17 protein-coding genes are annotated in these 22,428 nt (G+C 61.6%); 8 read left to right on the forward strand and 9 right to left on the reverse strand.

The window, feature by feature from the left end:
• Window positions 1-157 precede the first annotated feature (157 nt).
• Together HX839_RS21815 and HX839_RS21820 are read right to left on the reverse strand one after the other, a co-directional pair.
• The gene (locus tag HX839_RS21815; protein WP_003219125.1) at window positions 158-733 is read right to left on the reverse strand and encodes an ANTAR domain-containing response regulator; all 576 of its coding nucleotides are present in this window, start codon (window positions 731-733) and stop codon (window positions 158-160) included.
• A gap of 12 nt (window positions 734-745) precedes the next feature.
• Window positions 746-1,945, reverse strand: a complete 1,200-nt coding sequence (locus HX839_RS21820; protein WP_003219123.1) for a CmpA/NrtA family ABC transporter substrate-binding protein — start codon at window positions 1,943-1,945, stop codon at window positions 746-748.
• A gap of 236 nt (window positions 1,946-2,181) precedes the next feature.
• Here HX839_RS21820 and sctC point away from each other — a divergent pair, with 236 nt between their 5' ends.
• The 4 genes from sctC (at window position 2,182) to HX839_RS21840 (ending at window position 5,768) form a co-directional block, all read left to right on the forward strand.
• A complete protein-coding gene (gene sctC, locus HX839_RS21825) occupies window positions 2,182-3,645 on the forward strand; it encodes a type III secretion system outer membrane ring subunit SctC (RefSeq protein WP_177067677.1) in 1,464 nt (487 codons plus the stop codon).
• A gap of 169 nt (window positions 3,646-3,814) precedes the next feature.
• On the forward strand, window positions 3,815-4,192 hold the full coding sequence (locus tag HX839_RS21830) for a winged helix-turn-helix domain-containing protein (RefSeq protein ID WP_023659087.1): 378 nt from the start codon (window positions 3,815-3,817) through the stop codon (window positions 4,190-4,192).
• Window positions 4,189-4,656, forward strand: coding sequence for a transglycosylase SLT domain-containing protein (locus tag HX839_RS21835; protein ID WP_003219119.1), 468 nt, complete (start codon window positions 4,189-4,191; stop codon window positions 4,654-4,656). Before HX839_RS21830 ends, HX839_RS21835 begins: the two co-directional genes overlap by 4 nt.
• Window positions 4,657-4,742: 86 nt before the next feature.
• Window positions 4,743-5,768, forward strand: coding sequence for a quinone-dependent dihydroorotate dehydrogenase (locus tag HX839_RS21840; RefSeq protein ID WP_003219118.1), 1,026 nt, complete (start codon window positions 4,743-4,745; stop codon window positions 5,766-5,768).
• Between the two features lie 120 nt (window positions 5,769-5,888).
• On the opposite strand, the gene rmf is transcribed toward HX839_RS21840, so the two are convergent.
• Window positions 5,889-6,104 carry a ribosome modulation factor gene (gene rmf / locus HX839_RS21845; RefSeq protein ID WP_002553055.1) on the reverse strand — a complete coding sequence of 72 codons (216 nt, stop codon included), beginning with the start codon at window positions 6,102-6,104 and terminating at the stop codon, window positions 5,889-5,891.
• A 531-nt stretch (window positions 6,105-6,635) separates the two neighbouring features.
• Here rmf and rlmKL point away from each other — a divergent pair.
• Window positions 6,636-8,900, forward strand: a complete 2,265-nt coding sequence (gene rlmKL, locus HX839_RS21850) for a bifunctional 23S rRNA (guanine(2069)-N(7))-methyltransferase RlmK/23S rRNA (guanine(2445)-N(2))-methyltransferase RlmL (protein ID WP_003219107.1) — start codon at window positions 6,636-6,638, stop codon at window positions 8,898-8,900.
• A gap of 141 nt (window positions 8,901-9,041) precedes the next feature.
• Entirely contained in the window at window positions 9,042-11,441 is a 2,400-nt protein-coding gene (locus HX839_RS21855; protein WP_177067678.1) for a diguanylate cyclase, read from the forward strand.
• Between the two features lie 136 nt (window positions 11,442-11,577).
• On the opposite strand, the gene dacB is transcribed toward HX839_RS21855, so the two are convergent.
• On the reverse strand, window positions 11,578-13,038 hold the full coding sequence (gene dacB / locus HX839_RS21860; protein WP_003219103.1) for a D-alanyl-D-alanine carboxypeptidase/D-alanyl-D-alanine-endopeptidase: 1,461 nt from the start codon (window positions 13,036-13,038) through the stop codon (window positions 11,578-11,580).
• Between the two features lie 236 nt (window positions 13,039-13,274).
• On the opposite strand from dacB, the gene HX839_RS21865 reads away from it, so the two are divergent.
• Window positions 13,275-13,619 (forward strand): YggL family protein, encoded by a 345-nt coding sequence (locus HX839_RS21865; protein WP_003219101.1) that lies wholly within the window; start codon window positions 13,275-13,277, stop codon window positions 13,617-13,619.
• Between the two features lie 54 nt (window positions 13,620-13,673).
• Here HX839_RS21865 and HX839_RS21870 read toward each other — a convergent pair whose 3' ends face one another.
• A complete protein-coding gene (locus HX839_RS21870; protein WP_008437554.1) occupies window positions 13,674-14,864 on the reverse strand; it encodes a benzoate/H(+) symporter BenE family transporter in 1,191 nt (396 codons plus the stop codon).
• A gap of 331 nt (window positions 14,865-15,195) precedes the next feature.
• On the opposite strand from HX839_RS21870, the gene HX839_RS21875 reads away from it, so the two are divergent.
• Window positions 15,196-15,960 (forward strand): GntR family transcriptional regulator, encoded by a 765-nt coding sequence (locus HX839_RS21875; RefSeq protein ID WP_003219095.1) that lies wholly within the window; start codon window positions 15,196-15,198, stop codon window positions 15,958-15,960.
• Between the two features lie 138 nt (window positions 15,961-16,098).
• Here the strand turns inward: HX839_RS21875 and guaD are convergent, their stop codons facing one another.
• The 4 genes from guaD to xdhA all read right to left on the reverse strand — a co-directional run bounded on the left by guaD (window position 16,099) and on the right by xdhA (window position 22,217).
• Window positions 16,099-17,403: a guanine deaminase gene (gene guaD / locus HX839_RS21880; RefSeq protein WP_003219093.1), complete on the reverse strand. Its 1,305-nt coding sequence runs from the start codon at window positions 17,401-17,403 to the stop codon at window positions 16,099-16,101.
• 7 nt (window positions 17,404-17,410) lie between these two features.
• Window positions 17,411-18,253 carry a xanthine dehydrogenase accessory protein XdhC gene (gene xdhC, locus HX839_RS21885; protein ID WP_102368368.1) on the reverse strand — a complete coding sequence of 281 codons (843 nt, stop codon included), beginning with the start codon at window positions 18,251-18,253 and terminating at the stop codon, window positions 17,411-17,413.
• 123 nt (window positions 18,254-18,376) lie between these two features.
• Window positions 18,377-20,776 carry a xanthine dehydrogenase molybdopterin binding subunit gene (gene xdhB / locus HX839_RS21890; RefSeq protein ID WP_003219089.1) on the reverse strand — a complete coding sequence of 800 codons (2,400 nt, stop codon included), beginning with the start codon at window positions 20,774-20,776 and terminating at the stop codon, window positions 18,377-18,379.
• Window positions 20,769-22,217 carry a xanthine dehydrogenase small subunit gene (gene xdhA, locus HX839_RS21895; protein WP_177067679.1) on the reverse strand — a complete coding sequence of 483 codons (1,449 nt, stop codon included), beginning with the start codon at window positions 22,215-22,217 and terminating at the stop codon, window positions 20,769-20,771. Before xdhA ends, xdhB begins: the two co-directional genes overlap by 8 nt.
• Window positions 22,218-22,428: the final 211 nt, after the last annotated feature.

Raw genomic sequence — 22,428 nt, forward strand, 5'->3', positions numbered from 1 at the left:
CAAAGCCGGAGTGAGGGCACACCGAGCCTAGGCGAGGTGCCGAGTGGTGGGGCAAGAGCGTTTTGCTTACTTTTGCGCTGTTCAAAAGTGAGCCGCTGTAAGAGCGGAACCAATAGCGGCCGTTACCTAAATAACGGATATACACCCCGCCCCCCTCTCACCCCAACAACTCACTCATCGCAATAATCTGCTCCGCCACCTGAATCAGCTTCTGCTGCCGACTCATCGCCTGGCGCCGCATCAGCGTGTAGGCCTCTTCCTCATTACACCCCTTCATTTTCATCAACAACCCCTTGGCCGTTTCGATCCGCTTGCGTTCGGCCAACTGCTGATCCCGCGCCTGCAACTGCGCGCGCAGCGCCTGGTCACTCTCGAACCGCGCCATCGCCACATCCAGAATCGGCTGCAACCGCTGCGCCTGAATCCCCTCGACAATGTAGGCACTCACCCCGGACTTGATCGCCTGACGCATCACCCCCGGATCATGCTCATCGGTAAACATCACAATCGGCCGTGGCTGGTCGCGACTCACCAGCACCACCTGCTCCATCACATCGCGTCCCGGCGACTCGGTATCGATCAAAATCACGTCCGGGCGCACCGCTTCGACCCGCGCCGGCAAGTCGATCGTCAACCCCGACTCATCGATCACCTCAAACCCGGCCTCGGTCAACGCAGCCTTGAGCCGCCCGACCTTGCGCGGTGTGTCATTGATCAACAGGATTCGTAGCATGGGTTCCTCCTGTCAGCGCAAGGCCTGGCGGCTGGCAACATCTGCCATGGCATGCAGGCGAAAGCTGCGGGCATACCCGGCCGGGTCCGAACCGTCCCAGATTTTTCCGTCGATCAACTGGCTGCTGCGCATGGCCTCGCCACCGGCAGGCACGCCCACGGCGCTGGCCGCCTGGCGATAGATGTCCAGTTGTTGCACACGCCGGGCAACGCCGAGGTAGTCCGGGTCCTCCCGCAGCAGGCCCCAGCGGCGGAACTGGGTCATGAACCACATGCCATCAGACAGGTAGGGCAGGTTCACCTCGCCGTCGCCATAAAAACGCAGCGCGTGGGGATCCTGCCAGTGGTTGCCGAGGCCGTCATCGTAGTCGCCGAGCAGGCGCGGTTCGATGCAATCGAGCGGGGCGTCGAGGTACTGCGGGGCGCTCAGCAACTGTGCAGTGGAGCGGCGGTTTTCCGTGCTCTGTTCGATAAAACGGCTGGCCTGCAGGATCGCCATCACCAGTACCCGGGCGGTATTGGGGTATTGCTCGACAAATGCCTGGGTGCAGCCGAGGACTTTTTCCGGATGGTCCGGCCACAGTGCCTGGGTGGTGGCCAGGGTAAAACCCTGGTTCTGCTTCACCGCACTGGCGCACCAGGGCTCGCCCACACAAAAGCCGTCGATGCGCCCGGCTTGCAGGTGCGCAACCATCTGCGGCGGCGGCACCACCACACTGTCCACATCCTGCAGGGGATGAATGCCCTGGCTGGCCAGCCAGTAATACAACCACATGGCGTGGGTACCTGTGGGAAAGGTCTGGGCGAAGGTGAGTTTTGTTCGGCTTTGGTGCACGTGGCGGTCCAGTGCCTCAGGACTGGTCACCCCCAGCTGTTGCAGGCCACGGGACAGGTTGATGCTCTGGCCGTTCTGGTTCAGGCCCATCAGCACCGCCATATCGGTGGGTGCCACGCCGCCGATGCCCAGGTGCACGGCGTAGATCAGGCCGTACAGGCTGTGGGCGGCGTCCAGTTCGCCGCTGACCAGGTTGTCCCGCAGGCTGGCCCATGATGACTGGCGCCTGAGATTCAAGGTCAGGCCATAGGGCTGGGCGAAGCCCTGGGTGGCGGCGACCACCACCGAGGCGCAATCGCTCAGGGCCATGAAACCCAGGTTGAGGCTGCTCTTTTCCGGGGCATCGCTGCCGTTGACCCAAGCCAGGGGATCACTCATCAATACGTACCTTTCATAAAAAAACGCCGTTCCGTCGGGTACTCAGAAGAAGAGCCCGGGGTAACGACGTCTGTGTCCTTGAGCCCGTTCCGCCGTTGGCGCGAGCTGCGATAGACAAGGCAAAGCAAGGCACATGCCACGATGCGCACAGGATGGGTTGGGCGTCAGCTTTCCATCAGGATTGAAATCGGCCTGCCTCGCAGTATGGCCGCTCTTTCAGCCCGGGCCATGCAGGCATGTTCAGCCACCTTCACCGTTTCTCGACGCTGCTTTTCGGCCTGCTGCTGCTGGGCAGCCCCGGCGCGTTCGGGGGCTCCTACCAGGCCCGTGATGAAAGCCTGCACACTTTTTTTACCGCGTTGTCCCTGCCGCTGGGGCAGCCGATCGTTGTCAGTCAGGCGGCAGCTCGCAAGCGCATCAGCGGGGCGTTCGATTTCGGCTCGCCCCAACCGCTGCTGGAGTCGGTCGCCCAGCAGCAAGGCCTGATCTGGTACACCGATGGGCAGGTGCTTTACCTCTATGACGCCGACGAGGCGAAAAGCTCGGTAGTGACCCTGCGGCATATCTCGGTCGACCTCCTGCGCGGGTTCATGCGCCGTTCGGGGCTCGAAGAGGCGCGCTACCCGCTGCGTGCGAGTGGGGCGCGGGTGTTCTACGTGTCCGGGCCGCCGAACTATGTCGACCATGTGCTGCGCCTGGCCCAACTGATGGACCGCCAGCGTGCGGAACTGCGCCTGGGGCCGCAGCGGATCGGGGTGGTGCAGGTGCTCAACACCCACGTTGCAGACCGCGAGTACAACATGGGCGACAGAACCGTCACGGTGCCGGGCATGGCATCCATGATCGAAAAACTGCTGGCCGTCGAGCAGGAGAGTGCGTCCCCGCGGCAACCCGGATTACTGGCCGACAAGAATATCTCGGTGCTGGCGTACCCGGACACCAACAGCCTGCTGATCAAGGGCAAGCCCGCGCAGGTGAGCTTTATCGAAGGTCTGGTGGCAGAACTGGACGTACCAAAGCGCGCGGTGGAGGTTTCGATGTGGCTGGTGGATGTGGACCGCGGTGAGCTCAAGAAGATCGGCGCGACCATGCACAAGGGGGCGGACAAGCCTTCAGCTACCCGGGTCATGGCACCCATCGAGGACGAAGCATTCATGAAGCGGATCACCGCCTTGGAGTTGCGCAGGCGAGCGAGGGTCACGACGTTGCCGGTGATTCTCACCCAGGAGAATGTGCCCGCGGTTTTCAACGACAACCAGACGTTCTATCTGCCCCGGCCGGGTGAAGACCACGACGAATGGCAACCGGTGGTCTTTGGTACGCAGGTCAGTGTTCTGCCGCGCTTCGCCGAGGCGAATGAAATCGAGATGCTGCTCACCGTCGAGGATGGCCGCCAGATGGGCAAGGCTGCCAGTCGCGACAAACCCTCGGCGGGGGTGGAGCGGATGGGGATCAACACGGTGGTGCGTGTGGCTCCGGGCAGGCGATTGCTGGTGGGGAATTTTCAGCGCGATACCGGCACAGCCTTGCTCGGACGCTACAACGGGCCCATGGCCAACAGTGTGCGATTGTTTGTGATTCAGGCGACGGCGGTCGCAAATGTGCTGCATACCGCTGCCGAGCCGGGGCAGGCGCCGCCGTTGACGCGCTCCCAGCATGAGCAGGTGAAGCGGGCATTTAACCGGGTGACCGAAGGATAAGAACGTTGGTGGCGCCCCTGGGCGGGCATCGCCGAAAGGTCCTACGTGCCCAGTCTGAAAAAATCAGTGCCTATGGGGTTTTTTCCTCTCCTATACAGCGAGTGGGCTTTTTATAGTCGCGACCTTCAGGAAACCAGTGTTGGAAGGTGAGTTGGGTGCGGAGGTACGAATGGCCGTGGTGAACGATGGGGTACTGGCTACCCCCATGGTCTTTGAGCGCTGGACGTTGCACGGTGACGGTAGATTGACCAGTGAAGACTCGGATATTCAACTCCCGCCCAAGGAGTGGCAGGTGTTGCGCCTGTTGCTGTCCTCGGCCGGAGTGCTGGTGACCAAGGACCATTTGCTGGAACAGGCATGGCCCCATAACGAGGCCACGGAAGAGTCCCTGACCCGTTGCATCTGTTCGCTGCGCAAATATTTGAAGGGCGGCAAGGGTCTGATCAAGACGGTATACGGCAAAGGGTACCGGGTGACCTGTGCGGTCAGGATGACCAGCCTGACGGTGGGCGCTGTCTGTTCCACCTGCGGTCGGGGGCAGGCATGAGCAGCGCCCGGTGCAAGGGGGCGCTGCTGCTGATGCTCACGCTCGGCTTCGGCAATGAAGCCCGGGCGTATTGCTGGGCCGAGGCTGCCAGCCGATACGGCATGGAGCCGGAATTGTTGCAGGCCATCGCCGCAGTGGAGTCGGGCTACCGCGCCAAGGCCATGAATTACGCCAACAACAACGGCACCCGTGATATCGGGCTGATGCAGATCAACAGCATTCACCTGCCGCGCCTGCTCAAGGAGGGCATTACCGAGCAGCGCTTGCTGGATGAGCCTTGCCTGTCGGTGGAGGTGGGGGCGTCGATCCTTGCCGACTTCGTCAAACAGTTCGGCTACAACTGGACAGCGATCGGTTCCTACAATGTGGGCGGCGGGCCCGGGCCTCAGCGTGAGGCCCTGCGTCTTCGCTATGCGCAAAAAATCTGGGCCCGCTATGAGGAACTGATGACGCACCGTAACTGACGATTGGACGGCACGCCTCGCATGCAGCCCGTCACCCCGGCTATAATCGCCGCCACCTTTCGCCGCCATCCGAGTCAAGCCCGCCCATGTATACCCTGGCCCGCCAGCTGTTGTTCAAACTCTCTCCGGAAACTTCCCACGATCTGTCCCTGGACTTGATCGGTGCCGGTGGCCGCCTGGGGCTCAATGGCCTGGTGTGCAAGGCCCCGGCGAAAATGCCGGTGTCGGTGATGGGGCTCGATTTCCCCAACCCGGTAGGCCTGGCTGCGGGTTTGGACAAAAACGGCGCGGCCATCGACGGTTTTGCGCAGCTGGGTTTTGGCTTTGTCGAAATCGGCACCGTGACCCCACGGCCGCAGCCGGGCAACCCGAAGCCGCGGATCTTCCGCCTGCCGGAAGCCGAGGCGATCATCAATCGCATGGGCTTCAACAACCTGGGTGTGGATAACCTGCTGTCACGGGTTCAGGCGGCGAAGTACACCGGTATCCTCGGGATCAATATCGGCAAGAACTTCGACACGCCGGTGGAGCGTGCGGTGGATGACTATCTGATTTGCCTGGACAAGGTCTACGCCCACGCCAGCTACGTCACGGTCAACGTCAGCTCGCCTAACACCCCGGGCCTGCGCAGCCTGCAGTTTGGCGACTCCCTCAAGCAACTGCTCGAAGCCTTGCGCCAGCGCCAGGAAGATTTGGCTGTGCGCCACGGCAAGCGTGTGCCCCTGGCAATCAAGATTGCCCCGGACATGAACGACGAAGAGACCGTACTGGTGGCCCAGGCCCTGGTGGATTCGGGCATGGATGCGGTGATCGCCACCAACACCACCCTGAGCCGCGTCGGTGTCGAAGGCCTGGCGTATGGTGACGAAGCGGGCGGCCTGTCCGGTGCGCCGGTACGCGACCAGAGTACCCACATCGTCAAGGTGCTGGCGGCCGAGTTGGCAGGGCGCTTGCCGATCATTGCCGTGGGCGGCATCACCGAGGGCAAGCACGCGGCCGAGAAAATCGCCGCCGGCGCGAGCCTGGTGCAGTTGTACTCCGGCTTTATCTACAAGGGCCCGGCGTTGATTCGCCAGGCGGTGGATGCGATTGCGGCATTGCCGCGCGGCTGACAACAGGCAATAAAAAGGGCTCCTTGAAGGAGCCCCTGGGCCGAAGCCCGCCGCCCGGATGGGGCGTGCGTGGTTAAGTGGTTGCGTATTCGTGCTGGTGTCGGAATTAAATGCCCTTGATTAGCCGACGGCGTGAAGTTCGTTGAGTCTGTGGATTCCCGCAGTGCCAGTCATACCGTCCCAGTTGTCGCCGCGTCCTTCTCGCCAGCCGTTGATCCAGGCTTGGCGTACCGACGGTAGAGTAAATGGGCAAAGCTCACGGGATTTGCCATGAACGCCATATTGATATCCGCGTAAAAATGCTCTTTCCAACGGATCACGCTTAAGTCTTCTCATAGGGTGTTTCCCTCACTTGTTGACTGTCTTGATATCCTTCGGCCTCGTCCGAGGCCGGGCAGAGTTTTTCTGCCGTTGGTGCGCTCGCTGCCGGCGTGGCGAGCTATGTGTCGGCGTCGTTACGGCGCCAACCTGTGTTGAGTTCTAACCAATAGGTCACATGGATTCAATGATCGTTTTGTCATAAGCACGTAACGATAACGATGCTATAGCCATAAGCTGGGATGGCTTTTCGCCCCTTTTATTGGGCAAACCCAGCTATGATGTGCCCTTCAAAGAGGATGGGTTTAATCCTTTAGTGAGAATGTCCGCCTGTTGCAGTCGGTTATTATTCGACGAAGGGTCGGAATGTTTCTTCTTGTTGCTCCAAATACTTGAACTGCCCCGTCGATAAAGGCCCGAAAGGCCGGTAGCCGGGGTGGAACGGCACATTCGTGCCACACGAGCGTTCTTCAAGAAAAGCGCTTGATTGAAAACCGAACGCGCGATGCGTCGCCCGTTCACTTATTGCTGAAAAGCCTGGAATGCCCCATGTCGGACCGTTTTGAACTCTTCCTCACTTGCCCCAAGGGCCTCGAAGGCCTGCTGATCGAGGAAGCCGTCGGGCTTGGCCTTGAGGAAGCCCGCGAGCACACCTCGGCCGTGCGCGGCATGGCCGACATGGAGACCGCCTACCGCCTGTGCCTCTGGTCGCGCCTGGCCAACCGCGTGTTGCTGGTGCTCAAGCGCTTCCCGATGAAGGACGCTGAAGACCTCTACCACGGGGTGCTGGACATCGAGTGGGAAGACCACATGCTCGCCGACGGCACCCTGGCCGTTGAATTCAGCGGCCATGGCTCGGGCATCGACAACACCCACTTCGGCGCGCTGAAGGTCAAGGATGCGATTGTCGACAAGCTGCGCACCCCGACCGGCGAACGTCCATCCATCGACAAGATCAACCCGGACCTGCGCATCCACCTGCGCCTGGACCGTGGCGAAGCGATCCTCTCTCTCGACCTGTCCGGCCACAGCCTGCACCAGCGCGGCTACCGCCTGCAGCAGGGCGCGGCACCGTTGAAAGAGAACCTGGCGGCGGCGATCCTGATTCGCTCCGGCTGGCCGCGCATCGCTGCCGAAGGCGGCGCGCTGACGGACCCGATGTGCGGCGTCGGTACCTTCCTGGTGGAAGGCGCGATGATCGCCGCCGACATGGCGCCCAACCTGAACCGTGAGCTGTGGGGTTTCACCGCCTGGCTTGGCCACGTTCCGGCGCTGTGGAAAAAACTTCACACAGAGGCCAGCGAACGTGCCGCCATCGGCATGGCCAAGCCACCGCTGTGGATTCGTGGTTACGAGGCGGATCCTCGGCTGATCCAACCCGCCCGCAATAACATCGAACGTGCAGGCCTCAGCCACTGGATCAAGATCTACCAGGGCGAAGTCGGTACCTTCGAGCCGCGTCCGGACCAGAACCAGAAAGGCCTGGTGATCTGCAACCCGCCGTATGGCGAGCGTCTGGGTGATGAAGCCAGCCTGTTGTACCTCTATCAGAACCTCGGCGAGCGTCTGCGCCAGGCGTGCCTGGGCTGGGAAGCGGCGGTGTTCACCGGTGCTCCGGACCTGGGCAAGCGCATGGGCATCCGCAGCCACAAACAGTATTCGTTCTGGAACGGCGCCTTGCCGTGCAAATTGCTGCTGATCAAGGTCACCCCGGACCAGTTCGTCACCGGCGAGCGTCGCACCCCGGAACAACGCCAGGCCGAGCGCGAGCAAGCGGCCTACGACCAGGCGCCGACCGAGCCGCAAGAGCGCCAGTACAACAAGAACGGGAACCCGATCAAACCCGCCCCGGCCCCAGTGGTCGAGCAGGCGCGCTTGAGCGAAGGCGGGCAGATGTTTGCCAACCGCCTGCAAAAGAACCTGAAACTGCTGGGCAAGTGGGCCAAGCGCGAAGGCGTCGATTGCTACCGTGTGTACGATGCCGACATGCCGGAATACTCCATGGCCATCGACCTGTACCACGACTGGGTCCACGTCCAGGAATACGTGGCGCCGAAGTCGATTGACCCGGAAAAAGCTTCGGCACGCATGTTCGATGCCCTGGCGGCCATTCCCCAGGCGCTGGGCATCGACAAGAACCGTGTGGTGGTCAAGCGTCGCGAACGCCAGAGCGGCACCAAGCAGTACGAGCGCCAGAGCGCCCAAGGCAAGTTCACCGAGGTCAGCGAAGGCGGCGTCAAGTTGCTGGTCAACCTGACCGATTACCTGGACACCGGCCTGTTCCTCGACCACCGCCCAATGCGCATGCGCATCCAGAAAGAGGCGGCCGGCAAGCGCTTCCTCAACCTGTATTGCTACACCGCCACCGCCAGTGTGCACGCCGCCAAGGGTGGCGCGCGCAGCACCACCAGCGTCGACCTGTCGAAGACCTACCTGGACTGGGCGCGCCGCAACTTCTCCCTCAACGGTTTCTCCGACAAGAACCGCCTGGAGCAGGGCGACGTGATGGCCTGGCTGGAAGCCAGCCGCGATGAGTTCGACATGATCTTCATCGACCCGCCGACCTTCTCCAACTCCAAGCGCATGGAAGGCATCTTCGACGTGCAACGCGACCACGTGCAGTTGCTGGACCTGGCCATGGCGCGCCTGGCACCGGGCGGCGTGTTGTACTTCTCGAACAACTTCCGCAAGTTCCAGCTGGAAGACAACCTCGTCGAGCGGTATGCCGTCGAAGAGATCAGCGACAAGACCATCGACCCGGATTTTGCGCGTAACGCCAAGATCCATCGGGCGTGGAAAATCACCGCGCGCTGATCACTGCGTTCTGAAGCCGCAGGCCCGGATCATTCCGGCCTTGCGGCTTTTTTTTGCGCTGGTCAAACGCAAGTCCTGTGGCTATAACTTAGGGCCTGGCCAAAGTGACGCACCCGCACGCTGGCGTTCTGAGTCTTGTCTATGCCGCTGCATGCCGTCCGCCCGAAAATCCTAGGCTTTATCAGTGAGCAGGTGTCGGCGTGGCTGGTGGCGGTGGTGGTGTTGCTGGGCGGTATCGCGCTGACGATTGTCGTCGCCTGGGCCGCGTCCGAGCTTTACCAGCAGCAGATGCGCCAGCGCTTTCAGCTGCTGGTCAACGAGCGTTACAGCCGCCTCCAGGAGCGTTTCGAGGACCAGGAACAACGCCTGGGCAGCCTGCGGCGGTTCTTCGTCAATTCAAATACAGTCTCGCGCAAAGAGTTCGAAGGGTTCGCGCAGCCCTTGCTGTTGCGTACCCGCGCCTATGCCTGGGCACCCCGGGTTTTGCGTGACCAGCGCGGTGCGTTCGAGCAGGCAATCACGGCGGAGCGCGGTGCGAATTTCTCCATTCGTGAATTGAATGCGGCGGGCGAACTGACCCCGGCGACTGATCGCGATGAGTATGTGCCGGTGCTGTACAGCCAGACCCAGAGCATTCTCGGCTCGCCGCTGGGTTTTGACCTGTTGGCCCAGCCACTGCGGCGCTCGACGGTGGAGCGTGCGCAACAGTCAGGGAAGATGGCGGTGTCCCAGCCCATGCAACTGGTGGGTGTGGAGCCGGCCTATGCCATGGGTGTATTGCTGGTGGCACCGGTTAGCCGGGCACCGACGACACAAGTGCCCAACAGTGAACCTTACGGCTACGTCATGGCGGTGATCAGCATGCGCCAGCTGGTGGCCGATGGCTTGCCCAAGGCCGCACGGGACAACCTGGTGATGCAGATTGTCGACACCTCCGATGCAGAGCAACGGGTGTTGTACGAATCCAGCAACCCCGTGGCAGACAGTGACCTGGTGGCAGCACGCCGGCTGACGCTCGGCGACCACGTCTACGCCTTGAGCCTGCGCCCCAGCCAAGTGTTCCAGCAGGGCAATCACTCGTCGCTGGTCAGTATCCTGGTCATGGGCAGCCTGCTGAGTGTGCTGCTCAGTGCGTTGCTCTACGTGGTGGTCAGCCAGCGCCAGCGCGCATTGAAGCTGGTGGAGCAGCGCACCGCCCAATTGCGTCAGCGGGAACAGGAACTGCGAGGCACCCACGGCCAACTGCGCAGCGTGCTTAATGCGGCCACCCAGGTGGCGATCATCGCGACGGACTTGCGCGGTGTGATCACCACCTTCAACGCCGGCGCCGAGCAGATGCTGGGCTTTGAAGCACAAGAGGTACTGGGCCACCTGACCCTCGAAAGCCTGCACCTGGCCCCCGAGCTGGAAGCCCGTGCCGCACAACTGAGCGCAATCCTCGGCAAGCGCATCGCGCCAGCCCAGGCGATGCTGGTGGACAGCGCCGATGCAGTGCATGAGGCCCGCGAGTGGACACTGGTGCGCAAGGACGGCAGCCAACTGACGGTGAACATGCTCGCCACTGTTCTGCTGGACGAGCATGGCCTGTGGGTCGGGCACCTGGCGATCTGCCTGGATGTCACCGAGCAGAAGCGCGCCTATGAGGCACTGGCCGCGCGGGACCGCCTGCTGAAGAAACTCAGCGCCCATGTGCCCGGCGGTATTTTCCAGTTCGTCCTGGAACCGAACAATGTCTCGCGGTTCATTTATGCCAGCGATGGCATCCGCGACATCTACGAAATCGAGCCTGGGGTGTTGCAGCAGGATGCGCGAAAGGTCTTCGAGCGGATTCATCCGCTGGATGTCGAGCGGGTACGGGAGTCCATTCGCCTGTCCACCCTGCAACTGAGCCATTGGCGTGAAGAATACCGGGTGCAGTTGCCCCATCGGGGGCTGCGCTGGGTTCGCGGTGAGGCGACGCCGGAAGAGCTGGCCGGTGGCGGTACGTTATGGCATGGCTATGTGTCGGATATTTCCGATCTCAAGCGGGTCGAGGAAGAGCTGCGGGCGCTGTCGATTACCGATTCCCTGACCGGCATTCATAACCGACGCTACTTCCAGGACCGGCTGAAGGCCGAGATGATCCGGGTCAAGCGTGCCTCGGGGGCGTTGTCGGTGATCATGTTCGACATCGATCACTTCAAGCGTATCAACGACCAGCATGGTCACGCGGTGGGTGATGAAGTGCTCAAGGAGTTATGCCGGCGCATCAGCCACCGGTTACGACGCACGGATGTGTTTTGCCGGCTGGGCGGCGAGGAGTTTGTGGTGCTGTGCGCCAATACCGACGGCAGCCAGGCGTTCAATGTTGCCCTGGAGTTGTGGCAGGCGTTGCGCGGTGAGCCGATGGAAGGTGTCGGCACGGTGACGGCGAGCTTCGGGGTCGCCAGTTGGCGGGTCGAGGAGGGCGTCGACAGCTTGTTGCTGCGGGCGGATTCGGGTGTCTATGCCGCCAAGCAGGCGGGCAGGGACAGGGTTGAGGCGGAGCGGGTGCTTGCCTGAAGTGCACGGCCATTCAAGCTATTAGAGATCAATGTGGGAGCTGGCTTGCCTGCGATAGCATCACCTCGGTATTCCTGATAGACCGAGGCGTCTGCATCGCAGGCAAGCCAGCTCCCACATTTGATATTTGCTGCTGTTAGAGGACCGGGGCCGCCGCCGCCAGTTTCGGCTGGCGATACAGGTCCAGCAGCACCTGGTCCAGTACCGAGGACGCGCCCCACGGTTTCGGATCGTTGAGAATCGCCACCACAGCCCAGGTATTGCCATTGTTGTCGCGGCTGAACCCGGCAATCGCCCGCACGGTGTTCAGGGTGCCGGTCTTGACGTGGGCTTCGCCGCGCATGGCCGTGGTCTTCAGGCGTTTACGCATGGTGCCGTCGGTGCCGGCAATCGGCAGCGAACTGATGTACTCCGCCGCGTACGGGCTTCTCCACGCCGCTTGCAGCATGGTCGCCATTTCGCGGGCGCTGACCCGTTCAGCACGGGACAGGCCGGAGCCGTTCTCCATCACCAGGTGCGGCGCGGTGATGCCTTTTTTCGCCAGCCACTGGCGCACCACGCGCTGGGCGGCCTTGGCGTCGTCGCCGTCGGCATCGGTGCGGTACTGCGCACCCAGGCTCAGGAACAACTGCTGGGCCATGGTGTTGTTACTGTATTTGTTGATGTCGCGGATGATCTCCGCCAGGTCCGGCGAGAACGCACGAGCCAGCACTTTGGCGTTCTTCGGTACCGGCGCCTGGATGTCGCGGCCCTGGATGCTGCCGCCCAGTTCCTTCCAGATCGCCCGAACGGCGCCGGCGGTGTAGGTGGCGTGGTCCAGCAACGACAGATACGTCTGCGAGCTGCAGCCGTCCGCCAACTGGCCGCTGACGGTCACGGTGACGCTGCCGTCGGCGGCGGTCATCGGGCTGTAGCGCACATCGCCGGTGCATTGCTTGGCGTTGGAGACCTTGACCTGGTTGTCGATGCGGATGCTCGCAATCGGCGGCTCGACCGACACCAGCACCTTGCCCGAATCATTGCGGGTGACGAAGCGCAGCGCCTTGAGGTTGACCATCAAGGCATCGGGCTTGACCAGGAACGGCTTGTTCTCGTCGTTGCCGTCGTCATTGAACTCCGGCAGTTGCGGCGGGATGAAGAAGCCACGGTCCAGCACCAGGTCGCCGGTCACTTGCTGCACGCCATTGGCCCGCAGGTCGCGCATCAGCAGCCAGAGTTTTTCCATGTTCAGCTTGGGGTCGCCGCCGCCCTTGAGGTACAGGTTGCCGTTCAGGATCCCGCCGCTCAGGGTGCCGTCGGTGTAGAACTCGGTTTTCCACTGATGGTTGGGACCGAGCATTTCCAGGGCCGCGTAGGTGGTGACCAGCTTCATGGTCGAGGCCGGGTTGACCGACACGTCGGCGTTGAACACGGTAGGTGTGCCCGGGCCATTGAGGGGAATCATCACCAGGGACAGGGCATTGTTTTGCAGCTTGGCTTTCTGGAGGGCTTCCTGGACCTTGGGCGGCAGGGAAGTGTTGATCGGGGCGGCGGTAACGGAAAAGGCCAGGGGCAGAAGAAAACTGGCGAGTAACAGTGGACGCAAAGATTTGATCATAAGAATTAAAACCCTACTGCTGAGGGGGTAAAAAGGTGAGGGGTATGTACGAAAAATCCCTCAATGGTCATGAAAGTGTCGGCATTATGCCCCAAGGCTGTCGCACTTGTGGCTGAACGATAGCTGCAATTGGCGGTTTTTTTTACTGGCACTCTGCCGCCTGTCCCAGAGAATCGGGCAAAGGCCTGCTTAAACTGCTAAAGTGCCGCCCGTTATTACTTAAGAGGATTGTTCCAATGGCGACTAACCGTTCCCGGCGTCTGCGCAAAAAACTGTGCGTTGATGAATTTCAAGAGCTGGGTTTCGAACTGAACCTGGACTTCAAAGAAGGTTTGGACGATGAAGCGGTTGACGCTTTCCTCGAAGCATTCCTGACTGAAGCGATGGACGGCAACGGCCTGGACTACGTCGGCGGTGATGACTTCGGTCTGGTTTGCAAAGCCACCCGTGGTTCGGTCAACGAAGAACAGCGCGCCGCTGTTGAAGCGTGGCTGAAGGCTCGTCCAGAGCTGACCCGCGTTGAAGTCAGCGCCCTGCTGGACGCTTGGCACCCAGAAAAGCCGATTAATCCGGCAGTCTGATGTCATGAAAAAGCGACCCGCCCGGGTCGCTTTTTCGTTACTGGGTCTAAAGAATCAGGCCTTGCGCCAGTTCAGAATCACCAGCGTCAACACCCCCGCGACAATTCCCCAGAACGCCGAACCGATGGAAAACAACGTCAACCCCGACGCTGTGACCATGAAGGTGATCAACGCAGCTTCCCGTTCCCTGGGTTCATTCATGGCGATGCTCAGGCCATTGATGATCGAGCCAAACAACGCCAGTGCCGCAATCGACAGCACCAGTTCCTTGGGCAGGGCGGCGAATAACGCGGCCAATGTCGCGCCAAACACCCCGGCGATCCCGTAGAAAATCCCGCACCAGACCGCGGCGGTGTAGCGCTTGTTGCGATCCTCATGGGCATGAGGGCCGGTGCAGATCGCCGCGCTGATGGCTGCCAGGTTGATGCCATGGGAGCCAAACGGCGCCAGCACCAGCGAGGCCAGGCCGGTGGTAGTGATCAATGGCGACGCCGGTACGTTATAGCCGTCGGCCCGCAGCACCGCGACACCCGGCATGTTCTGGGAGGTCATGGCCACCACGAACAGCGGGATGCCGATGCTGATGGTCGCGGCCAGGGAGAAGTGCGGCGTGGTCCACACCGGCGTTGCCACTTCCAGGTGAAAGCCACTGAAATCCAGCAGCCCCATCAGCCCGGACAGTGCCGTGCCGATCAGCAGTGCCGCGAGCACGGCATAACGCGGCGACAGGCGCTTGATGACCAGGTAAGTGAAGAACATCCCCAGTACCAGCCCGGTACGGTGCTGCGCGGCGACGAAAATCTCGCTGCCGATCTTGAACAGAATCCCCGCCAGCAAGGCCGCCGCCAGGGACGCCGGGATGCGCTTGACGAGTTTTTCGAAGCTGCCGGTGAGCCCGCAGATGGTCACCAGCACCGCGCAGGTGATGTAGGCGCCGATGGCCTCGCCGTAGCTGACGCCGCCCAGGCTGGTGATCAACAGCGCCGCGCCCGGTGTGGACCAGGCAATGGTGATCGGCGTGCGGTAGCGCAAGGACAGGCCAATGCTGCACACCGCCATGCCGATGGAGATCGCCCAGATCCACGAGGAAATTTGCGCGGTGGTCAGGCCGGCAGCCTGGCCAGCCTGGAACATCAGCACCAGGGAGCTGGTGTAGCCGGTCATCATGGCAATGAAACCGGCGACGATGGCCGAAGGCGAAGTGTCGGCCAGTGGGCGTAATCGCGCTTGGGGGACGTCGGACATGGGGCGGTGTTCCTTTTACCGGGTTGTTTTTGTAGGCGCGAGCTTGCTCGCGAAGGTCGCTAACGATGACGCTGGCACCCTGAATGAATGCGCTGCCTGGACGTTTTTCACGAGCAAGCTCGCTCCTGCAAAGGAGAAAACGTGGAATCAAGCCTAAACTCAAACGTAACGATTCATTGCAATACAGCCGGCGCCCCAAACAGCCGTACAGTGTGTTGGCGCACTGGGTTGTGTACAATGTGCGCTGATTTTACGCGATACTTGCCAGCGACCCTCTGTGCCGTATTACAGTCAACGTCAATTCGCCGCCGTTCTCCCGACCCGAGTGCCCATGAACGAACAGTTGCAGCCCCTCAAGAAACAACCGCGAGCCGGTAAGGCCGGTCGCAGTGGAACCCAGGACGATATCGTCTACGCGCATATCTTCGAGGCGATCCTCGAACAACGCCTGGCGCCCGGTACCAAATTGAGTGAAGAAGCGCTGGGCGAAATCTTCGGCGTCAGCCGCACCATCATTCGCCGCGCGCTGTCGCGCCTGGCCCATGAAGGCGTGGTACTGCTGCGGCCCAATCGTGGTGCGGTAGTGGCCAGCCCGAGCGTCGAGGAAGCCCGCCAGGTATTCCTCGCCCGGCGCCTGGTGGAGCGTGCGATCACTGAATTAGCGGTGCAGCATGCCACGGCCGAGCAACTGGCCGAGCTGCGGCAGATGGTCAACGACGAGCGCGACAGCTTCTCCCGGGGCGATCGCGGCGCGGGCATCCGGCTTTCCGGCGAGTTCCACCTGAAGCTGGCCGAGGCGGCGAAGAATGCGCCGCTGATCAGTTTCCAGCGCAGTCTGGTGTCCCAGACCTCGTTGATCATCGCCCAGTACGAAAGCGGCAACCGCTCGCACTGTTCCTACGATGAGCACACGCAGTTGATCGACGCGATCGAAGCGCGGGATGCGGATTTGGCGGTGAACCTGATGATGCATCACATGGATCACATCGACAGCAAGCTCAACCTCGATGAGGAAAGCGCTTCTGACGATCTGCATGCAGTGTTCTCGCATCTGTTGCAGACAAAGAAGCCGGGGCGCTCGTCTGTAAAACTGTAATTTTCCAGGCTCGCCACTAACTAAATGTGGGAGCGGGCTTGCTCGCGAAGGCGGTGGATCAGTCAGCACATCCAGCGACTGACACACCGCCTTCGCGAGCAAGCCCGCTCCCACATTTGTTTTGTTGTACCTGTTAAATCAGCGTTGGTGCACCAATTGCCCCGCCGCATACGTCTGCAACACCGCCCGGTCATCCCCCAGCGTCATCAACACGAACAACGTCTCGGCGATGTTATTGGCCTGCTTCAGGCGATAGCTGAGCAGCGGGGTGGCGTTGTAATCCAGTACCAGGAAGTCCGCGTCAGTGCCGGGTTGCAGCGTGCCGATCTTGTCTTCCAGACGCAGCGCCCGAGCACCACCCAGGGTCGCCAGGTACAACGACTTGAACGGACTCAAGCGCGCCCCTTGCAGTTGCATCACCTTGTACGCTTCGTTCAGGGTTTGCAGCAGCGAGAAGCTGGTGCCACCGCCGACGTCCGTACCCAGGCCGACATTCAGCTTGTGCTTCTCGGCCATCGGCAGGTTGAACAAACCGCTGCCCAGGAAGAAGTTCGATGTCGGGCAGAACGCGACTGCCGAACCGGCTTCTGCCAACCGCGCGCATTCGTCGTCGCACAGGTGCACACCGTGGGCGAACACCGAGCGTTCACCCAGCAGTTTGTAATGGTCGTACACGTCCAGGTAGCCCTTGCGCTCCGGGAACAGTTCTTTCACCCATTCCACTTCCTGCAGGTTTTCACTGATGTGAGTCTGCATGTAGAGGTCCGGGTATTCCCCCAGCAGCTGCCCGGCGAGGGTCAGTTGTTCAGGTGTACTGGTCGGTGCGAAACGTGGCGTCACCGCGTAGTGCAAACGGCCCTTGCCGTGCCAGCGCTCGATCAGCGCCTTGCTCTCCGCGTAGCCGGATTCGGCGGTGTCGGTCAAATAGTCCGGCGCGTTGCGGTCCATCATTACTTTGCCGGCGATCATCCGCAGGTCGAGCTTCTCGGCCGCTTCAAAAAACGAGTTCACTGACTGCGGGTGCACGCTGCCAAATACCAGCGCGGTGGTGGTGCCGTTGCGCAGCAGTTCCTTGATGAAAATATCCGCGACTTCTTCGGCGTGGGCCTTGTCGGCGAACTGGCTTTCACACGGGAAGGTGTAGGTGTTGAGCCAGTCCAGCAACTGCTCGCCATAGGCACCGACCATGCCGGTCTGCGGCAGGTGGATGTGGGTGTCGATCAGGCCGGGGGTGATCAGCGCGTCCTGGTAATGGGTGACTTCGATGTCGGCGGGCAGGCTGGCGAGCAAGTCGCTGGCGTGGCCAAGGGCACTGATCTGGCCGTTGTCGATCACCAGCAGGCCGTCCTCGAAATATTCGTAGGAGGCTTCGATCCCCACTTCGGCAGGGTCGGCGATGCTGTGCAAAATGGCGGCACGGTAGGCTTTGCGTGTCAAAGGCATGGTCGTCTCAGTTAGTCGCTTGGCTGCGGCGGGATACCGGCAGCAGTTTGGCAATGGGTTCGGCGCTCGCAGTGTGCTGGCCGAAGTTGGCGTTATAGGTGGCGATGATTTCGCCGGCGATGGAGATGGCGATTTCCACAGGCAGTTTGCCTTTGACCTCGGTCAGCCCCATCGGGCAATGCATGCGTTGCAGTTGCGCGGTGTCGAAACCGCGATCCCGCAGGCGGTGTTCAAACTTGACGCGTTTGGTCTTCGAGCCGATCAGGCCGAAGTAGGTGAAGTCATTGCGCTTGAGCAGGGCGGCGGTGAGTTCCAGGTCCAGCGCGTGGTTGTGGGTCATGACGATGCAGTAACTGCCCACAGGCAAGTGGTCGATTTCATCCACCGGCTCTTCGCTGACGATTTTACGCACGCCTTGGGGGATGTGTTCCGGGAATTCCTGTTCCCGCGAATCAATCCAGCGTACCCGGCATGGCAGGCTGGCCAGCAACGGCACCAGCGCGCGGCCCACGTGGCCGGCGCCGAACACCGCGATCTGCGCCTGCACCTGGCCCATGGGTTCGAACAACAGCACCGTCACGCCGCCGCAGCACTGGCCCAGGCTGGCGCCGAGGCTGAAGCGCTCCAGGTGGGTGTTTTGCTGGCCGCGCACAAGCATGTCCCGGGCGATCTGCATCGCCTTGTATTCCAGGTGCCCGCCACCGATGGTGTCGAAGGTGTGGGCGGCGCTGATCACCATCTTCGAACCGGCGTTGCGCGGCGTGGAGCCGAGCTCTTCGATGATGGTCACCAGCACGCAGGGTTCACCCTGGTTCTGCAGGTCGGCGAGGGCGCTGATCCAGTTGTTCATGTTTACCTCAACATCTCTGTTGTCAGTTCGACCGCTATCGCAGGCAAGCCAGCTCCCACATTTGATTGGGTTCACACATCAAAATGTGGGAGCCGGGCTTGCCCGCGATGGCAGCGCCTCGGTCTAAAGCGAAGCCAGCTCGGTTTCCGTTTCCACAGCTTTTGCAGCGGTCAGTTGGCGCATCTGCTCACAACCCCACAACACCCGCTCCGGCGTCGCCGGTGCATCGATCTTCGGCTGATGGCGATAGTCACCCAGGCTCGCCACGGCATCCTTGATCGCACACCACGAGGCAATACCGAGCATGAACGGCGGCTCACCCACGGCCTTGGAATGGAACACCGTGTCTTCCGGGTTCTTGCGGTTCTCCACCAGCTTCACCCGCAGGTCCAGCGGCATGTCGGCCACCGCCGGGATCTTGTAGCTGGCCGGGCCGTTGGTCATCAGCTTGCCCTTGTTATTCCACACCAGCTCTTCCATGGTCAGCCAACCCATGCCCTGGATGAAGCCGCCTTCGACCTGGCCGATGTCGATGGCCGGGTTCAGCGAGGCGCCCACGTCATGCAGGATGTCGGTGCGCAGCATCTTGTACTCGCCGGTCAGCGTGTCGACGATCACCTCGCAACAGGCCGCGCCGAACGCGAAGTAGTAGAACGGCCGCCCACGTGCCTGGCTGCGGTCGTAGAAGATTTTCGGGGTCTTGTAGAAGCCCGTGCTGGAGAGCGACACCTGGGCGAAATACGCCTGCTGGATCAGCGCTTCAAAGGTCAGGATGTGATCGCGGACCCGCACATGCCCGTTGTGGAATTCAACGTCGGCCTCGCTGACTTCATATTTGCGCGCGGCAAACTCCACCAGGCGCTGCTTGATGGTTTCGGCGGCATTCTGTGCGGCTTTGCCGTTCAGGTCGGCGCCGCTGGAAGCCGCCGTCGGCGAGGTGTTGGGCACCTTGTCGGTGTTGGTGGCGGTGATCTGCACGCGGTCGATTTCCACCTGGAAAATCTCGGCCACCACCTGCGCGACCTTGATGTTCAACCCCTGGCCCATCTCGGTGCCGCCGTGGTTCAGGTGGATGCTGCCGTCGGTGTAGATGTGGATCAGCGCACCGGCCTGGTTGAGGAAACTGGCGGTGAAGGAAATGCCGAATTTTACCGGTGTGAGTGCCAGGCCTTTTTTCAGGATCGGGCTGTTGGCGTTGTAGCGACGGATCGCTTCGCGGCGCTCGAAATACTGGCTGCTTTGTTCGAGTTCGGCGGTCATCTCTTCGAGCATGTTGTGCTCGACGGTCTGGTAGTAGTGGGTGACGTTGCGCTCGGTCTTGCCGTAGTAGTTGGCCTTGCGCACGGCCAGCGGGTCGAGGGCCAGGTGCCGGGCAATCGCGTCCATCACTTCCTCGATGGCGACCATGCCTTGGGGGCCGCCGAAGCCGCGGTAAGCGGTGTTGGAGGCGGTGTTGGTCTTGCAGCGGTGGCCGTTGACGGTGGCGTCGCCCAGGTAATACGAGTTGTCGGAGTGGAACATTGCGCGGTCGACAATCGAGTTCGACAGGTCCGGTGAGCAACCGCAGTTGCCCGCCAGGTCCAGGTTGATGCCGTGCAGCCGGCCACTGTCGTCGAAGCCTACGTCGTACTCGATATAGAACGGGTGGCGCTTTCCGGTCATCAGCATGTCTTCGACACGCGGCAGGCGCATTTTGGTCGGCTGGCCGGTGAGGCGTGCGACCACCGCACACAGGCATGCCGGGCTGGCGGCCTGGGTTTCCTTGCCGCCAAAACCACCGCCCATGCGGCGCATGTCGACCACGATTTTGTTCATCGATACGTCGAGTACTTCGGCCACCAGCTTCTGTACTTCGGTGGGGTTTTGCGTGGAGCAGTAGACGATCATGCCGCCGTCTTCGGTGGGCATCACCGAGGAGATCTGGGTTTCCAGGTAGAAGTGTTCCTGGCCGCCGATGTGCAGGGTGCCCTGGATACGGTTCTTCGCGGTCGCCAGTGCGCCCGCCGAATCACCGCGCTGGTGGGTGTGGCTGTCGAGCACGAAATGTTTTTTGCGAAACGCCTCGACCACGTCCAGCACCGGCTCCAGGTCTTCGTATTCGATCACAGCGGCCATCGCCGCCTTGCGTGCGGTTTCCAGGTCGCGGGCGGCAACGGCCAGCACCACCTGGCCGACGAACTGCACGGTGTCGATGGCCAGCAACGGATCGCCGGGCATCAACGGGCCGATGTCTTTCAGGCCCGGCACGTCTTCGTGGGTGATGACGATGCGCACGCCTTCAAAGGCGTAGCAGGGCGCGGTGTCGATGCTGAGGATCTTCGCGTGGGCGCGGTCCGACATGCGTGCGTAGAGGTGCAACTGGTTGGGAAATTCCAGGCGGTCATCGATGTACTGCGCTTCGCCCGAGACATGCTTGGCGGCGCTGTCGTGCTTGACGCTGCGACCGACGCCGCTGGTCAGGTCCTTGGCAAACAGTTCGGCGAGTTCGGCCTGGGATTTTTCCACGGCGTGATGGTTAGACATAAGCGGTCACCCGAGTCTCGATGTGCGGCGTTTGCAGTTCGATGAAGTATTTGCGCAGCAGGTTCTGTGCGCTGAGCAGGCGGTATTCCTTGCTGGCGCGGAAGTCCGACAGCGGGGTGAAATCCTCGGCCAGGGCCGCGCAGGCTTTTTCCACGGTGGCGGAATTCCAGGTGGCGCCGTTCAGTACGGCTTCGCAGTTCTTCGCGCGTTTCGGGGTGGCGGCCATGCCGCCGAACGCCACGCGGGCATCGTCGATCACACCGTTAGTGATCCTCAGGTTGAAGGCCGCGCAGACGGCAGAGATGTCATCGTCCAGGCGCTTGGAAACCTTGTAGGCACGGAACAGCGGCACGCCTTTGGGCACGATGATTTTCTCGATGAATTCGCTGTCCTGGCGGGCAGTGACGCGGTAGTCGATGAAATAGTCTTCCAGCGCCAGGGTACGGCGGGTGTTGCCCTTGCACAGCACGATCTGCGCGCCGAGGGCGATCAGCAGTGGCGGCGAATCACCGATGGGCGAGGCGTTGCCGATATTGCCGCCCAGGGTGCCCTGGTTGCGGATCTGCAACGAGGCGAAACGGTGGAGCAATTCGCCGAAATCCGGGTATTCGTGGTTGAGCGCGCTGTAGCAATCGGACAGGGGAGTGGCGGCGCCGATTTCCAGGCGGTCGTCGAAGCTTTCGATGCGCTTCATCTCTTCGATATTGCCGACGTAGATCATCACCGGCAGCGTGCGGTGGAACTGGGTGACTTCCAGCGCCAGGTCGGTGCCGCCGGCCAGCAGCCGGGCTTGTGGGTAAGCGTCGTAAAGGTCCGCCAGGTCGGCGACGGTCAGCGGCACCAGGCAGCGTTTGTCGCCGCTGTTCAACTCGCCGGTTTGCGTCGGGGCGATGGCTTTCAGGCGGGCGATGGTGTCGGCCTGGCGACTGTCGAACTGGTCCTGGGGCTTGTTGCAGCAGGCCTGTTCGGCGGCGGCAAGAATCGGGCGATAGCCGGTGCAGCGGCAGAGGTTGCCGGCCAGGGCTTCGTGGGCCTTTTGGCTGTCGGGTGCATCACTGTTCTTTTGCAGGGCGAACAGCGACATCACAAAGCCCGGGGTGCAGAAGCCGCATTGCGAACCGTGGCACTCCACCATGGCCTGTTGCACGCTGTGGAGTTGGCCCTGGTGCTTGAGGTCTTCGACGCTGATCAGTTGTTTGCCGTGCAGGGACGAGACAAACGTCAGGCACGAATTGAGGCTGCGATAGCGAATCTGCTCGGCGCCCTGATCGTCGGTGTGCAACTCGCCGACTACCACGGTGCAGGCGCCACAGTCGCCGCTGGCGCAGCCTTCCTTGGTGCCGGATTTGCCCAGGTGCTCACGCAAATAGTTGAGCACGGTCAGGTTCGGGTCCAGGGCGTGCTCGCTACGGAGCTCCTGGTTTAGTAAAAACTGGATCACGGAAGGCCTCGCAGACTCATTATTGTTGTTAACCGCTTTGCGCCGAATCTAGTCATGTCTGACTTTTCGGTCAACGATTTTCTGACCGAAAGGTCAAGAAAATGCGATATCAACATCCTTAATTATGGTCCAGTTCTCTGGAACCGCCGTTTTTGGGGGCTTCTGGACTTTAATGGCTGCTTATTTCATGCCAAATTCCGCTCTGTGGGCC

It is taken from the genome of Pseudomonas sp. I8001, from assembly GCF_013385345.1.
GTDB lineage: Bacteria > Pseudomonadota > Gammaproteobacteria > Pseudomonadales > Pseudomonadaceae > Aquipseudomonas.

Excerpts from the sequence above, each read along its gene's own strand:
- HX839_RS21815 (WP_003219125.1), bottom strand. The coding sequence starts at position 733 with ATGCTACGAATCCTGTTGATCAATGACACACCGCGCAAGGTCGGGCGG.
- xdhB (WP_003219089.1), bottom strand. The coding sequence starts at position 20,776 with ATGTCTAACCATCACGCCGTGGAAAAATCCCAGGCCGAACTCGCCGAA.
- dacB (WP_003219103.1), bottom strand. The coding sequence starts at position 13,038 with ATGATCAAATCTTTGCGTCCACTGTTACTCGCCAGTTTTCTTCTGCCC.
- HX839_RS21840 (WP_003219118.1), top strand. The coding sequence starts at position 4,743 with ATGTATACCCTGGCCCGCCAGCTGTTGTTCAAACTCTCTCCGGAAACT.
- HX839_RS21875 (WP_003219095.1), top strand. The coding sequence starts at position 15,196 with ATGAACGAACAGTTGCAGCCCCTCAAGAAACAACCGCGAGCCGGTAAG.
- HX839_RS21855 (WP_177067678.1), top strand. The coding sequence starts at position 9,042 with ATGCCGCTGCATGCCGTCCGCCCGAAAATCCTAGGCTTTATCAGTGAG.
- HX839_RS21820 (WP_003219123.1), bottom strand. The coding sequence starts at position 1,945 with ATGAGTGATCCCCTGGCTTGGGTCAACGGCAGCGATGCCCCGGAAAAG.
- HX839_RS21865 (WP_003219101.1), top strand. The coding sequence starts at position 13,275 with ATGGCGACTAACCGTTCCCGGCGTCTGCGCAAAAAACTGTGCGTTGAT.
- xdhC (WP_102368368.1), bottom strand. The coding sequence starts at position 18,253 with ATGAACAACTGGATCAGCGCCCTCGCCGACCTGCAGAACCAGGGTGAA.
- HX839_RS21835 (WP_003219119.1), top strand. The coding sequence starts at position 4,189 with ATGAGCAGCGCCCGGTGCAAGGGGGCGCTGCTGCTGATGCTCACGCTC.
- HX839_RS21870 (WP_008437554.1), bottom strand. The coding sequence starts at position 14,864 with ATGTCCGACGTCCCCCAAGCGCGATTACGCCCACTGGCCGACACTTCG.
- rmf (WP_002553055.1), bottom strand. The coding sequence starts at position 6,104 with ATGAGAAGACTTAAGCGTGATCCGTTGGAAAGAGCATTTTTACGCGGA.
- HX839_RS21830 (WP_023659087.1), top strand. The coding sequence starts at position 3,815 with ATGGCCGTGGTGAACGATGGGGTACTGGCTACCCCCATGGTCTTTGAG.
- rlmKL (WP_003219107.1), top strand. The coding sequence starts at position 6,636 with ATGTCGGACCGTTTTGAACTCTTCCTCACTTGCCCCAAGGGCCTCGAA.
- guaD (WP_003219093.1), bottom strand. The coding sequence starts at position 17,403 with ATGCCTTTGACACGCAAAGCCTACCGTGCCGCCATTTTGCACAGCATC.
- sctC (WP_177067677.1), top strand. The coding sequence starts at position 2,182 with ATGTTCAGCCACCTTCACCGTTTCTCGACGCTGCTTTTCGGCCTGCTG.